At 61.7% G+C, this 14,670-nt stretch carries 10 protein-coding genes; 6 read left to right on the forward strand and 4 right to left on the reverse strand.

From position 1 onward, the window contains the following. Positions 1-8: 8 nt before the first annotated feature. On the reverse strand, positions 9-878 hold the full coding sequence (gene galU, locus HG718_RS01370; RefSeq protein WP_027838937.1) for a UTP--glucose-1-phosphate uridylyltransferase GalU: 870 nt from the start codon (positions 876-878) through the stop codon (positions 9-11). Positions 879-1,187: 309 nt separating this feature from the next. Here galU and HG718_RS01375 point away from each other — a divergent pair, with 309 nt between their 5' ends. Then, on the forward strand, positions 1,188-2,405 hold the full coding sequence (locus tag HG718_RS01375) for a lytic murein transglycosylase (RefSeq protein WP_244617580.1): 1,218 nt from the start codon (positions 1,188-1,190) through the stop codon (positions 2,403-2,405). A 40-nt stretch (positions 2,406-2,445) separates the two neighbouring features. Here HG718_RS01375 and HG718_RS01380 read toward each other — a convergent pair whose 3' ends face one another. Together HG718_RS01380 and HG718_RS01385 are read right to left on the reverse strand one after the other, a co-directional pair. Next, entirely contained in the window at positions 2,446-3,165 is a 720-nt protein-coding gene (locus tag HG718_RS01380) for a glutathione S-transferase N-terminal domain-containing protein (RefSeq protein WP_160586718.1), read from the reverse strand. After that, positions 3,165-5,255, reverse strand: coding sequence for a 3-hydroxyacyl-CoA dehydrogenase NAD-binding domain-containing protein (locus HG718_RS01385; RefSeq protein WP_205345742.1), 2,091 nt, complete (start codon positions 5,253-5,255; stop codon positions 3,165-3,167). Before HG718_RS01385 ends, HG718_RS01380 begins: the two co-directional genes overlap by 1 nt. Positions 5,256-5,550: 295 nt before the next feature. On the opposite strand from HG718_RS01385, the gene HG718_RS01390 reads away from it, so the two are divergent. Then, positions 5,551-6,489 (forward strand): AAA family ATPase, encoded by a 939-nt coding sequence (locus tag HG718_RS01390; RefSeq protein WP_373868322.1) that lies wholly within the window; start codon positions 5,551-5,553, stop codon positions 6,487-6,489. Between the two features lie 38 nt (positions 6,490-6,527). Here the strand turns inward: HG718_RS01390 and HG718_RS01395 are convergent, their stop codons facing one another. Next, positions 6,528-8,471, reverse strand: a complete 1,944-nt coding sequence (locus HG718_RS01395) for an autotransporter outer membrane beta-barrel domain-containing protein (protein ID WP_160586720.1) — start codon at positions 8,469-8,471, stop codon at positions 6,528-6,530. Here HG718_RS01395 and HG718_RS01400 point away from each other — a divergent pair. Genes HG718_RS01400 through HG718_RS01415 form a run of 4 tightly spaced genes read left to right on the forward strand, consistent with a single transcriptional unit; the run spans position 8,449 to position 14,506 of the window. Then, a complete protein-coding gene (locus HG718_RS01400; RefSeq protein ID WP_160586721.1) occupies positions 8,449-10,119 on the forward strand; it encodes a VWA domain-containing protein in 1,671 nt (556 codons plus the stop codon). The genes HG718_RS01395 and HG718_RS01400 overlap by 23 nt on opposite strands. 32 nt (positions 10,120-10,151) lie before the next feature. After that, entirely contained in the window at positions 10,152-10,889 is a 738-nt protein-coding gene (locus HG718_RS01405) for an ABC transporter ATP-binding protein (RefSeq protein WP_160586722.1), read from the forward strand. Positions 10,890-10,900: 11 nt separating this feature from the next. Further along, the gene (locus HG718_RS01410) at positions 10,901-13,282 is read left to right on the forward strand and encodes an ABC transporter permease (RefSeq protein WP_160586723.1); all 2,382 of its coding nucleotides are present in this window, start codon (positions 10,901-10,903) and stop codon (positions 13,280-13,282) included. Positions 13,283-13,285: 3 nt separating this feature from the next. After that, entirely contained in the window at positions 13,286-14,506 is a 1,221-nt protein-coding gene (locus HG718_RS01415) for an efflux RND transporter periplasmic adaptor subunit (protein WP_160586724.1), read from the forward strand. Positions 14,507-14,670: the final 164 nt, after the last annotated feature.

Consider the following 14,670-nt stretch of genomic DNA (forward strand, 5'->3'; position numbering starts at 1 on the left):
AGAAATCGTCAGATTACGGAGCGCAGATAGGCGCGCAGTTCGTCGGCCATGTCCTCGCGCTCCAGCGCGTAGGCCACATTGGCTGCCATGAAGCCCACTTTGTTACCGCAGTCGAAACGGGTCCCGTCGAATTCGAGGCCATGGAAAGGCTCGTTGCCGATCAGGCGCGCCATTGCGTCGGTCAACTGGATTTCACCACCCGCGCCGCGGTCCTGGCGGGCCAGATGGTCGAATACGGATGGCTGCAGGATGTAACGGCCGACAAGTGCCAGCGTTGACGGGGCTGCATCCGGCTTCGGCTTTTCGATCATGCCGGACACTTCAACGAGTTTCCCGTCGCGCGCGCCGGGCTTGATGACACCGTACCGATCCGTGTGCTCCTTGGGGACATCCACGAGACCGACGACATTGCCCTGGGTGCGCTCGTAAGCTTCCACCATCTGAGCCAGGCAGCCGGGGGAAGACTTAAGCAGTTCATCGGCGAGGATGACGGCAAAAGGCTCATCGCCCACAAGATCGCGGGCGCACCATACAGCGTGGCCGAGACCTGCCGGCTCCTGCTGGCGCAGGAATGACGCGGCACCGGCACGCGGGCGCATCTCAGTGAGCATGTTGAGGGCCTGTGTCTTGCCCTTGGAGGAAAGCGTCTGTTCCAGCTCGTAGGCATGGTCGAAATAGTCCGCAATCGCAGTCTTGCCGCGCCCGGTCACAAAAATGAAGTGTTCGATGCCGGCTTCCTTGGCTTCATCCACCGCATACTGAATGAGCGGGCGGTCGACTACCGGCAGCATTTCTTTCGGGACGGACTTTGTCGCCGGCAGAAAGCGGGTGCCGAGACCGGCGACGGGAAATACGACCTTGCGAACTTTCTTGGACATGACATGCCTTCCGGGCAGGACGCGGATGAGAGCCGCTCAACTGGATTGCCGGTTTGTGCCATGGCTTTGTCGCGCGCGGCAAGGCGCACAGGTTGCGCCCCAGCGAGCGGGCCCGATCGTGCTCTCTTTGGCGCATAGAATTGCCACAGTGAATTGTGAGTTTGCTTGCCGTAATGTGGCGCGCGGCCTGCGGCAGGCTCAGCAAGTTGAGGGTGGAAAGACAAATCGATGCGGCGGAAATCAGCACGAAACGGCCTTAATTCAGGTCTCCTTACGTCCGGCTATTTCGTAGCGGCTCTGGCTACAGGTATGGCAGCTCTGGCAGGTGCACCGGTGCAGGCGCAACAGATGGCGCCGGTGGCGGATGACGTGGTGGTGACGGCGGAGATGGAAGACCGCCTTGCAGCATGGCTGACAGCATTCCGCGCAGAGGCGCTTGAGGCGGGGATCAGTGCCCGGACCTTTAATGCGGCGTTCAAGGGCATCACCCTTGATGTGAAGGTGCTGGAGCTCAACCAGAAGCAACCGGAATTCGTGCGACCCATCTGGGACTATCTGGGTTCGGCGCTTTCGGACAAACGCAAGGCCGATGGGGAAGCCCAGCTTGCGGCAAACCGCACCCTGTTTGACAAGCTCGAAGCAAAATATGGCGTTGAGCGGGAAGTGCTGGCAGCGATCTGGGGGCTTGAGACCCATTACGGCACCTTCACCGGTAGCCGGAATGTCATCAGGTCTCTGACGACCCTTGCCTTTGAAGGGCGGCGCGCCGACTTCGGCAGGACGCAGCTTCTTGCCGCCCTCAAGATCCTCGAGAATGGCGACATCTCGCCGGAAGCCATGAATGGCTCCTGGGCTGGCGCGATGGGCCACACCCAGTTCATTCCCACGACCTATCTTGAGCATGCCGTGGATTTCGATGGGGATGGCAAACGCAATATCTGGGAAAGCCATGCGGATGCACTGGCGTCTGCCGCTAATTATCTGAAGGCCTCCGGCTGGGACAAGGGTGATGCGCCCGTGCGCGAGGTCGTGCTGCCGATGGGGTTCGACTACGCGCTGGCGGACCGCGGTATCACCAAGACGGGCGCGGAATGGCAGACGCTGGGAGTGCAGACCGTGAGCGGGGCCGAACTGCCGGCTCGGGAGCGAGGGCTTGAAACCTATCTGATCATTCCTGCGGGCTTCAAGGGGCCAGCCTTTCTCGCCTACCCGAACTTCAAGACGATCCTGCGCTACAACAATGCAACGGCCTATGCGATGGCCGTGTCCTATCTATCCAAGCACTTTGCCGGTGATGCGCCCATTACCCGTTCATGGCCGACGGATGAACGGCCCCTGACGGTGAGCGAGGCGCAGGAGATGCAGCGCAAGCTGACGCAGATCGGCCTTGATACGGGCGGCGTGGACGGCATCATCGGGCCGATGACCCGCAAGGCCATTCGCCAGTTCCAGGCCCGCCTCGGCCAGCCGCAGGACGGGTTCGCAACGGCTTCGCTTCTTAAAAAGATAAGGGCGGCTGCCCGCTAGGGGTGCCGCCCTGTCTCAAACCTGCGCTGCGGCTGGTCCGTCAGGCGCCGGTGATGTCATATCCCGGTGCTGAGCGGCCAAGCGCGCCATGCATTTCAAGAATGCTCTTGAACCATGGAATGACAGTGTCGTTCGGCGGGAACAGCTTCTTGGGGTAGACCGCGCGGGCCCACATGAAGGTGCTCGCCGCGACAATGTCGGCGTATCCCGGCTCATTGCCGTTCAGATAGGGCATGTCGGCCAGCTTGGCGCGCAGGGGCGCCAATGCCACCGCCATCGCGCCCAGGCCTTCGGCGCCCCGTTTCTCAGCATCTTCCAAGCTCATGCCGCCCAGTTGCAGCTCGCGGCTGCGGCGGACATAGTCCTGATCCTCAGGCTTTGCATGCTCGTGGATCTGACGCACCAGGGCCGGGAACATGGCGGTGAACACCTGGGTGAACAGCCAGCGCTCGACGAACTGCGCGTAGTGCAGCGCGTCGAGGCTGGGGAAGATAGGCGGTGCGTCCTGGAAGGTCTGGTCGAGATAGACCGCGATCTTCCAGCTGTCACCGATCAGCTTCCCGTCATGATCGAGCACCGGCACCGTGCGGTGGGAGCCGTCGCCTATGGACTGGATCTCACCAAAGCCCACCGGCCGGTCCTCCCACTCGAGCCCCTTATGCGCCAGCGCATATTTCGTGCGCCAGCAAAAGGGGCTCAAGCGGCGGCCATCACGACCTTCGAGGTCATAGAGGGCCAGCTTTGTGGAGACGGATGCCATCAGCCTTCAAGGGCCTTCTGAAGGGACACCTTATCGGCAACGGCCTTCTCAAGCAGGGCTGACGGCTTGAAGACACCGGTGCCGCTGGTATCGGCGGCGTCCCACTCCTTCATCTTGGCCAGGACCTTGTCGAGGCCGACAACGTTCTCGCCCCACCACATCGGGCCGCCCTCATAACGCGGCCAGCCATAGCCCATGATCCACACGATATCGATGTCGGACGTGCGGATGGCCTTGCCTTCTTCGAGGATCTTCGCCCCCTCGTTCACCATCGGATAGAGGCAGCGTTCGAGGATTTCCTGGTCGGAGATGTCGCGCTGCTGGAACTGTCGCTCTTCCGCATACTGACGGATAAGCTCTTCCACTTCCTTGGAAGGTGACGGGGTGCGGTTCTCGTCATAATCGTAGAAACCTGCGCCGGTCTTCTGGCCACGGCGGTCGCGCTCGCAGAGCAGGTCCCGCAGGGTTTCGCCCTTGGAGGTTTCCTTGTTCCAGCCAAGGTCGAGGCCCGCGAGGTCGGACATGGCGAACGGACCCATGGGCAGGCCGAAGCCAAAGAGAACCCGGTCCACATCCCACGGCATGGCGCCTTCCAGGATGAGCTTGTTTGCCTCGCGCTGGCGCTGGGCCAGCAGGCGGTTGCCGACGAAGCCGGGGCACACGCCCACGAGAACGCCAATCTTGCCGATCTTCTTGGACAGCGCCATGGAGGTGGCGATCACTTCCTTAGAGGTCTTGTCGGCGCGAACGATCTCCAGAAGCTTCATCACATTGGCCGGCGAGAAGAAGTGCAGGCCGATAACTGCTTCCGGGCGGGACGTGGCGGTGGCGATCTCATCGATATCCAGCGCGGACGTGTTGGTGGCAAGGATGGCGCCCTGCTTGACGATCTTGTCGAGCTTGCCGAACACGTCCTTCTTCACGTCCATGTTCTCGAAGATGGCTTCGATGACGAGATCCTTGTCGGCCAGGTCTTCAAGACTGGTCGAGCCCTGCAGCAGGCCCATGCGCTTTTCGACTTCGTCCATCGAGAAGCGGCCCTTCTTTGCCGAGTTCTCGTAGTTCTTGCGGACGACACCGAGGCCTGCGTCCAGACGATCCTGCGACTGCTCGATGATGGTTACCGGGATGCCGGCATTGGCGAAGTTCATCGCGATGCCGCCACCCATGGTGCCGGCGCCGATGATGCCGACGGACTTGATGTCGATGAGCGGCGTTTCCTTCGGCACGTCCGGGATTTTAGCCACCTGGCGTTCGGCAAAGAAGACGTGGCGCTGGGCGGCAGACTGGCTGCCGGTGACGAGTTCGCGGAAGAGCTTTGCTTCCACTTTCATGCCTTCGTCGAATGGCAGGTTCACAGCGGCTTCGATGCACTGGATGTTGTATTCCGGCGCCAGGAAGCCGCGCGTCTTGCGGGCGACGGACTTGCGGAAAGCTTCGAAGACTTCCGGCTTGCCGCGGGCTTCTGCAACCTTGTCGTCGCGCTCGCGAATCTTTACCAGCGGCCAGTTCTCGGCCACGGCCTTGCGCGCGAAGGCGACGGCGCCGTCCAGCAGCTTTCCTTCTTCGACGATTTCATCCGCAAGGCCGCTTTCCTTGGCTTCCTTGGCGGATGCGTGGCGGCCCGAGGTCATCATTTCGAGTGCCTTCTCGACGCCGGTCACGCGGGGCAGGCGTTGGGTGCCGCCGGCTCCGGGCAGCAAGCCGAGATTCACCTCCGGCAGGCCCATTTTCGCGGAAGGAACAGCCACCCGATAGTGGCAGACCAGCGCCACTTCCAGACCGCCGCCCAGCGCGGTGCCGTGGATGGCTGCGACGACCGGCTTGGGCGCGTCTTCGATCATCTGCTGCACTTCATGCAGTCCCGGACCCTTGGGGGCCTGACCGAACTCCGTAATGTCCGCGCCGGCAATGAAGGTGCGGCCTTCGCAGATCAGGACGATGGCCTTGGCCTGGTCGTCGGCGATTGCCTGCTTGAAGCCTTCAAACAGTCCCTCGCGGACCTTGGCGGAGAGGGCGTTCACCGGCGGTGAGTTGAGGGTAACGATGGCGATGTCGCCGTCGCGGGTGAGAGTGGTGACGTCATTGATGGCGGTCATCCGATGGGCTCCCTGTTGGGCCGGCCGGAGGGGGCTGGCGCTTGTTCTTGGAAATGCGGGGCAAGGCCGGTGGGGCTGCCCCGGAAGGATTGGCGGGCATTCTAGTCAGCTTGGCGGGCTATGCGAGTCTTGCATTCACGCATCATCTGCTTATGGCGGCCGGGTGATCGCATGCGGCGCATTTGCAAAGGGCTTTGCAAAAGCACCATTGCCGGATCGCCTGCCCTCGCGTATGCCCTTTGGCGAACGCGACATAGTCCAGAGAACGTATTCCGTGACCGATCACATCAAGTCAGAGGCGGCACAGGCCGAGATCGCTGCAATACAGTCCGGCTTCGAAGCCGGGGGGTATGTAGCCAATTTCCATATTGCCACCGCCGTCTATCTTGCGCGCGCGCTGGACAAACCGATCCTTGTTGAAGGCCCTCCCGGCGTGGGCAAGACGGAGCTTGCGAAGGCAACCGCGGCTCATCTGGGGCGCGAACTCATCCGCCTGCAGTGTTATGAAGGGCTGGACGAGGCCAAGGCGCTATACGAGTGGAAGTACGGCAAGCAGCTTCTCTATACGCAGGTCCTGAAAGACAAGCTGGCTGACCTGATGGTTGGAACTGACGGCATTTCAGATGCCATGGACCGGCTGCATGAGTTCGACGACACGTTCTTCTCGCCGGAGTTCCTGGAGCCGCGGCCGCTTCTGAAGGCGCTGCAGGTGCCGGATGGCGGTGTGTTGCTGGTGGATGAGATCGACAAGTCTGACCAGGAGTTCGAGGCCTTCCTGCTGGAGATCCTGTCGGACTTCCAGGTGACTGTGCCGGAAATCGGCACGGTCAAGGCGGATGTGAAGCCTGTTGTCTTCCTGACCTCAAACAACACGCGTGAGGTAGGTGACGCGCTGAAGCGCCGTTGCCTGCATCTTTACATCTCGTTCCCGGACCAGGCGCTTGAGATGAAGATCATCGACAAGCGCGTGCCCGGGGTGCCTGAGTCCCTGCTGAAGCAGCTCGTGGCTTTTGTGCAAGAGCTGCGCACGAAGACCATCAAAAAACTGCCGGCGGTGAGCGAGACCATCGACTGGGCCCGTGCGCTAATGCTTCTGCATACGGATGAACTGGACGAGGCGCTTGTGCGCAACACGCTCAACCTGCTCCTCAAGTTCGAGGACGATATCGAGAGTGTCGACACCGAGATCTCCGGCATGTTGCGCCGGGCGAAGGATGCTGTCTGAGCAGTGTCAGGGCTGTCGATCTTGCGATAGTGCCCCGGTCATAGCGGCGACGACAATGTGACCATGCCATTGTATCCGATGGTATCCTGGCCGAAATGACTGATGCCTGCGTCTATGGATAGTTGCTGGCCGCTGCGCGTCGCCAGCGTGACCCCCGCGCGGGGAGAAACAGACCAGGCGCTTGTGTCGTTGCTGAAACCTTCCAGGTCCAGATCATAGCCCTGTCGGCTCAGGTAGTAGCGTGTGTCCACACCTGCGCGGGGTGTGATCTCGCTGATCCAGCTGTTGAACAGCTGCCGCGTATGCGCGGCGGTGAGGCCGCCGCCAAGCCAGAGATTGGTGCCCTTGCCGCCTGGGATGATGCGGCCCGCGCCATCTGTATACGCGTCACGTTCCCTGACTTCCCGCATGACCGATAGATAAGGCGCAATCACACTGCCGTCGTCGGCATGAATGGTGCCGTCTATGGAACCGCCGACACTCCATTCTTCCAGGTCTGCTTCCCCGGTGGATGCGATGACAGAGATGGTCTGAGTGCCTGTTTCGTAAGTACCAAGAAGGTTTCCGTAGACCGTATCGAACAGGTGGGCACGGAGATGGGCGCCGCCCCCATACTGCGTTTGCTCGATATCTGTCAGCAGGATCTCGTTTGATCCGTCGCCGCTGAAATAACTCCCGAACAGGCCAACAAGCAGACGGTCCGTCAGGGCGAGGCTTAGCCCGCCCTGGGCGTGGACAGATTGGCCGTTAATGCCGCGGCGATCATCGCCGTCCAACAATGATACCTGTGCCCGCGCCCAGATGTTTGTGTCCATCCCGAAGAGCGAAAGGCTGTCAGGCGCGGCGGATGCGTTGGCTTGAGCGGCAGCCACTTTTTCCGCGAGAAGGGCATCGGTTGAAAACTCGAGGCTGATTGTTCTGCCGGCGCTGATAGACCCTTTCAGGCCCAGCATTTGAGGCAGCCGGGCAACCTGTGGTTCGCTCTCATCGTCCGTGCGCTTGCTGACGGCGATGATGAACGCAGGAACCCGCTCCGTCTCCATGATCGCGCCTCGGAGCCCGATGGCGTGAGCAGCAGAATGGCTCATCGGCACGCTTGTGAATTGGGTTGGGGGTGTATTTCGCCGAGCCGGACGGCTTACCCGTTCTTTGCCGGCAAGCTGCTTCTCCAGCCGCTGGATTCGGGCATTGACCTCGTTCCATTCTGCTTCAAGTCCCTGCGCCTTGAGCCAGTTGTCCAGGCGGGCTGACTTTTCCGGTGTGTCGATGCTGATGGGAGCCGGAGAGCTGGCGCACCCGGTATTGCCAGAGCTGCTGCCCGAACTGTCCTGGCTAGAGATACCGAAAGCGCGGGCAAGGATGCTGTTGCGATGCCGATTGGCAGATGCAAGGTCGCACTGGATGGATCGAGACCGGCTGAGCCGGCCAAGCCTGGTGTTGAGGGTTCCCGGGAAGCCGGACGGCACGTTTGACATCTTGCCGGCTGACAATCCGTGGCTCAGTGCCGTGATGATCCGGGACTGATCGCCGGGGGACAGGGTGGTGGTGCCACCGCCGCCACCGCCACCGCCACCGCCGCCACCGCCACCGCCGCCTCCGCCACCGCCACCGCCACCGCCACCACCCACTGCGTTGCAGCGAATGGTGAGGGTTGCGGACTGGAAAATCGCGGTGGTCAGGACCGAGACAAGGCCGGTGACGCCACCGCCAAGTTCAACCGTTGTGGATCCGGGGCCCACGGACAGGAAGAGGTTCTGATTGGTTCCCAGAGTGGTGACAGATGCGAGAAGTGGCGACCCTGCTGCCGTGATGACCAGTTCATCGCCTGCGTCGAAATTGGCTGAAAGTGTCGTGTTAAGATTGGCCAGACTGCCGCCAGACAGGTCATACTGTCCTGCGTTGGCGGCGTCACAGCCTGCTGATGCCAGTGCTGGTGAGGATATGCTCACAAGACCGGCTGTGGCGCAGAGCAATATGGCCATGCGGCGGTGGGTGGTTCGTGTCGGGTCGGCACATAGCATTTGCAACCTCCAGTTGTATTGCGGGGAGGCTGCTCTTTTTGCGGTTAAGAAGTCGTTAAATTGCGACTTATGGTTGAATTGGTGGTGTGTTTTGTCCCGCGTCGTGACGTCATTCGTGGATGCTCTTCGAGCCTCAGATGTGCAGGTTTCTCCGGCAGAGACGCTGGATGCGATGCAGGCGCTCGATCAGATCGGATATGGCGACCGTGTTCTGCTGAAAACGACCCTCTCGCTGGCGCTTGCGAAGACGCCGGAGGAAAAGGCCAGTTTCGAAGAGGTCTTCGAGCGGTTCTTTGCTTTCGAGATGATGGAAAACAGCACGTCCTTCTCCGATTTCGACGAGGCCAATGACAATTCCGACGATCAGCCGGACGGTGATGGCACGGACGACGACAGCCCGGAGGACCAGGAGGCGGCCGGCAGCGGCGCAGCCGGTGGCGCCGGCGGGGAGAGCGACGACGGGCCGCCATCGGCGGGCGGACCGCCGGATGGACAGCCCGGAAATGCCGATGGCGTTGAAGAGGATCAGGAAGGCACCGCCGCGCTGCCGCCTCAGAGCCTTATGGAAATCCTCCGCACCGGAGACCGCACGGCGCTGGCAATGGCAATTGCCCAGGCCGGCGAACGCGTGGGCATACGGAACATTCGTTTCTTCACGCAACGCGGGCTTTATGGCCGCCGCATCATGGATGCGATCGGGGCGCAGGAAATCACCGACCAGATAATCGCCGCCGAGCGTGCGGAAGGGCCAGGCGGGCCGGGTGTGGAGCGCCTCAAGGGGCTGCGCGAAATGGTTCGCCAGGACGTTGATGACTATGTCGAGCGCAATCTGCAGCTCCATGCGCAGAATGAAGGCCGCAAGCTGCGCGAGGAAGTGCTCGAGAGCATTCGCCTGACAAATGTTGAAATGCGTGACTTCGCGATGATGCGGGGGCTGGTGCAGAAGATGGCGAAAAAGCTGATCTCGCTGCATTCGCGCCGCAGGAAGCGGGCCCGGCGCGGCCAACTGGATGTGCGCCGGACCATCCGTCACAACGTGGCTTTCGACGGCATTCTGTTTGATACGCACTGGAAGCGCCGCAAGGTCGACAGGCCTGAAGTCATGGCGATCTGCGATGTCTCCGGTTCGGTCTCAACCGTGGCGCGCTTCCTGCTGATGTTTCTTTATTCCCTCGGCGAGGTGATGCCGAAGGTGCGCTCCTTTGCCTTTTCAGGGCATCTGGGTGAGGTCACTGACCTCTTCGAGCAACACGACATCGAACAGGCCATTCCCCTGATCCTGAAAGAGTACGGAAACGGCTCGACGGATTATGGCGCGTCGCTGCAGGATTTTTCAGATCTGGCGCTGAACGACATCAACAACAAGACGACGGTCATTCTCCTGGGGGATGGCCGCTCGAACTTCACCGATCCGCGAACGGACATCATGAAACTGATCTATCAGCGGGCGAAGCGGGTGATCATCCTCAATCCGGAGGCAGAGGGATTGTGGGGCACGGGCGACAGCGAAATGCTCAAGCTCAAACCGTTCAGCCATCGGTCGCAGAGCTGCGCATCGCTGAAAGATCTGGAACGCGTGGTCGACGATATCTTGCGCAGCGCCACGTAAGGCGGGAAGGTCTCTGTCAGAGGGAGACTGTCATGGCTGCAGCTGCTCCGGACCAGGTGTCCGATCCGCAGATTACCTTTCGCACCAAGGGCATCACCAAGGTGTATGATACCGGTGATGTGCAGGTGCATGCTCTGCGCGGTGTTGATCTCGAACTCTACGAGGGTGAATTCGCGGTGCTGCTGGGGCCATCCGGCAGCGGCAAATCGACACTGCTTAATATCCTTGGCGGGCTCGATACGCCGACCGAAGGGCGTGTGTGGTTTCGGGATATTGAACTCACGGCTGCGGGTGAGCGGCTGTTGACGCGCTACCGCCGCGACAGTGTGGGCTTTGTCTTTCAGTTTTACAATCTGGTGCCAAGTCTTACAGCTCGCGAGAATGTCGAACTGGTGACGGAGATTGCCCGCGAGCCAATGGATGCCCGTGACGCGTTGGCGCTGGTTGGGCTTGAGCCGCGGATGGATCATTTCCCGGCTCAGTTATCGGGTGGTGAGCAGCAGCGTGTGGCGATTGCCCGCGCGATTGCCAAGCGGCCGGACGTGCTTCTCTGCGACGAGCCGACGGGCGCGCTTGATTCCGAGACGGGTGTCATCGTGCTGGATGCCATTGAGCGGGTAAACGCCGAGCTTGGAACCACCACGGCGGTGATCACCCATAACGCATCGATTGCCGACATGGCTCATCGGGTTGTGAGCTTCGCCGATGGCGCGATTGCACAAGTCCGCGTGAATGCCGAGCGCAAGCCGGCGCGTGAGATTTCCTGGTAGGCGGGGAGGCCATGTTCCACAGCCTCCTGCACCCCCTGGACAAGAAAGTGCTGCGTGAGCTGTGGCGGGTACGCGGCCAGGCTCTGGCTATCGCTGCGGTCATCGGTGCCGGGGTGGCCGTGCTGGTGATGATGTACGGAATGCTCGGATCTCTCGAAGCGACGCGGGACGCGTATTATGAGCGGTACCGCTTTGCGGATGTCTGGGTGCCGATGAAGCGGGCGCCGGAGAAGCTGAAGGATGATCTGGCGCGGGTGCCGGGTGTCGCGTCCGTCGAGACGCGGATCTTCGTGGATGTGACGCTGGATGTGCCGGGCATGATTGAGCCTGCCACGGGCCGGATGGTCTCGCTGCCCGAGCATGGCCGGCCTGCGATCAATGATGTTGTGTTGCGTGATGGCCGCTGGCCGGAACGCAACCACCCCCGTGAAGTGCTGGTGGATGAGAGTTTTGCCATGGCCCACGGTTTCGGGCCGGGCAATGAGGTCGCGGCCATCATCAATGGGCGCAAACGGTCGCTGACAATCGTCGGTGTCGTTCTCAGCCCGGAATTCGTTTACGCGATTGCGCCTGGCGAGTTGATGCCCGATGCGGCGCGCTTCGGCATCCTGTGGATGAATGAGGAGGCCTTGGCGGCGGCCTATGATCTTGACGGGGCATTCAACGAAGCGCTCCTCAGACTGTTGCGTGATGCGCGGCCCGACGATGTGATCGACCGGGTGGATGCCCTCACGGACCGGTATGGGGGAGGGGGTGCCTATCTGCGCGAGGACCAGCTCTCTGACGCCTTTCTCAAGAGTGAGATGGACCAGCTGCGCAATTTTGGGGCGGTGTTGCCGCCGATCTTCCTCGTAGTTGCTGCCTTTCTGCTGAACGTGGTGATCAGCCGGATGATCGACCAGGAGCGCGAGCAGATCGGGTTGCTGAAAGCGTTCGGCTATTCCGACTGGGCTGTCGGACGTCACTATCTGAAATTCGTCGGTGCCCTGACGGCAATCGGCATCCTTGCCGGTATTGCGGGCGGTGCCTGGATGGGGCGCGGCATGGCCGGGCTCTACACCGACTTTTTCAAGTTTCCCTTCCTTTACTACAAGGCTGACCCGGCGGTCTTCGCGCTTGGCGCTGGTATCAGTGCGCTGGCTGCCATAGGCGGTACGCTGGCCGCCGTGCGGCGGGCCGCCTTGCTGCCTCCTGCCGTGGCGATGCGGCCCGCGCCTCCGACCCGCTATGGCAAGTCTCTGATAGAGCGGCTGCTGCCGCACAGGCTGACGGACCAGCCGACCCGGATGATCCTGCGTCACATCGGACGCTGGCCCGTTAGGTCCGGCCTGACGGTGGCGGGCGTTTCAGTCGCAGTTGGTTTGCTGGTGGGATCGAGCTTTGCCCTCGATTCCATGGACTACATGATCGACGTGAATTTCTACCAGGCAGAACGGCAGACGATGACGGTGATCTTCGAAGGAGAACGCCATGTCGACGCGCTGCGGGCTGTCGAAACCTTGCCGGGGGTTATGGCTGCCGAACCGTTCCGGATGGTCGGCGTGCGGCTGGTCAACGGCGTGCGGGAGAAGCGGGTGGGCATTACGGGTCTCGTGGAAGCGCCGCAGATTTCCCGTGTGCTGGATGCTGATCTGGCGCCCGTTGCCCTGCCGGAGGCGGGTCTCCTGCTGAGCGATTACCTCGCCAAGCTTCTCGATGTGCGGGAAGGCGACATGCTGACGGTGGAAGTTCTGGAAGGCCGCCGCCCGGTGCTGAGCATCCCGGTGGCACGTATTGTCGAGAGTTACATCGGGCTCAATGCATACATGCGGCTCGGCGCCCTCAACCGGGTCATGCAGGAAGGGCATGTGGTTTCGGGTGTTTACCTTCTCAATGACAGTGCGGTCCAGGACGAGCTTTACCGGGACATCAAGGAGACACCGGTCGTCGCCGGGGTGACGCTTCAGCGCAAGGCGGTCCAGACATTCCGGGACACGGTGAATGAGAGCTTTTCCATGACCGTGATCTTCAACGCCATGTTTGCGGGCTTCATTGCCATCGGTGTGGTTTACAACGCAGCCCGCATCTCCCTGTCCGAGCGGGCGCGTGAGCTTGCAAGCCTGCGCGTGCTCGGGTTCAGCCGCGGTGAGGTTGCCTATATCCTGCTGGGTGAACTGGCCCTGCTTACCGTCGTCGCTTTGCCTATCGGCTGCCTGTTCGGGTTCGGTCTCGCTCAGCTCATCGGCAAGCTTGGCATGGAGACCGAATTGTTCCGTGTGCCGGTTATCATCGCGCCGTCCACCTATGGCCTGGCGATGCTCGTCGTGCTTGTTGCGGCAGCGGTGTCCGGTCTCATTGTCGGGCGCCGCGTGGCAACGCTTGACCTTATTTCCGTTCTCAAGACGAGGGACTGATCCATGTCCATCCGAACCATAGGCGGCCTTGTGATCGGCCTGGCCCTTCTGGTCGCCATCGGGCTGGCCTTCATGCCGCAGCCGGTGCCGGCCGATCTGGCGACAGTCTCGCGTGGTGCCCTGGCGGTAACGGTGGATGAGGAGGGGCAGACGCGGGTGCGTGATGTCTATACCGTCTCCGCTCCGGTCGGCGGACGTGTGCTGCGTATCCGCGCGGAGGTGGGTGATCCGGTGACGCAGGGCGAAACCGTGGTGGCGACAATCCAGCCCACGGACCCCTCCTTCCTTGATGCCCGTTCGCTTGGCCAGGCGGAAGCTCAAGTGAAGGCTGCTGAAGCCGCGCGCACATTGGCCGCCGCAGATGTGGAGCGGGCCCGGGCCGAGCTTGATTTCGCCCAGTCTGAGTATCGTCGTGCGCAGCGCCTGGCGGGCAAGGGCACAATCTCGCAATCGACACTCGACAAAGCGCGGCTGGATATGCGGACGCGGGCAGCAGCGCTTGATGAGGCGCGGGCCGCCCTGTCCATGCGTGACTTCGAGCTGGAGAATGCGCGTGCCCTCCTCATCCAGCCGGGTGAAGCCTCCGATACGACACCACCGGAAGGTGGAACTCTGGGCTGTTGCGTTCCGGTTCGCGCGCCGATTACCGGCCGGGTGCTGAGGGTAATGCAGGAAAGCGAAGCCATCGTTCAGCCGGGTGCACCGCTCATCGAGGTGGGCAACGCGGATGACCTGGAGATTGTCGTTGATCTCCTGTCGGAAGACGCGGTGCGGGTGACCGAAGGCGACCGGGTGGTCATCGAGGATTGGGGCGGACCCCATGACCTCAACGGTATCGTTCGCAGGGTTGAACCGTTCGGTTTCACCAAAGTGTCGGCGTTGGGCATCGAAGAGCAGCGGGTCAATGTCATCATCGATTTCGAGGACGCGCCGGAAAAATGGGCCGAGTTGGGCCACGGTTATCGGCTCGACACACGCATTTTCGTGTGGGAGGCGGAAGATGTGCTGAAACTGCCGGTGAGCGCCCTGTTCCGGGATCAGGGCCGATGGGCAGTGTTCCGGGTGGTTGATGAGGAAGCGGTTTTGACCCCTGTTGAGATCGGCCGCCGCAATGCGCTGGAAGCGGAGATCCTGTCGGGGCTTGAAGAGGCTGCCAGCGTTGTCATTCACCCCAGTGACCGGGTTGTGGACGGCGTGGGCATCGAGGCCCGTGGTTTACGTTAATCGCAACGGGCCTGCGTCCGGCGGCTGCCAACGGCGCGGGACTTGCGTAAACTGAGACGCTGGCCAGGTAGAGCGCACAAAGGCGCATGGGGTGGGTGCATCTGTTGTCGGGACGGCACAGCGCGCAGGGATTTCGGTGTTTGCCGCGAGAATCCGGCTCTTCC

This window comes from Pyruvatibacter mobilis (assembly GCF_012848855.1).
Taxonomy (GTDB): Bacteria; Pseudomonadota; Alphaproteobacteria; order CGMCC-115125; family CGMCC-115125; genus Pyruvatibacter; species Pyruvatibacter mobilis.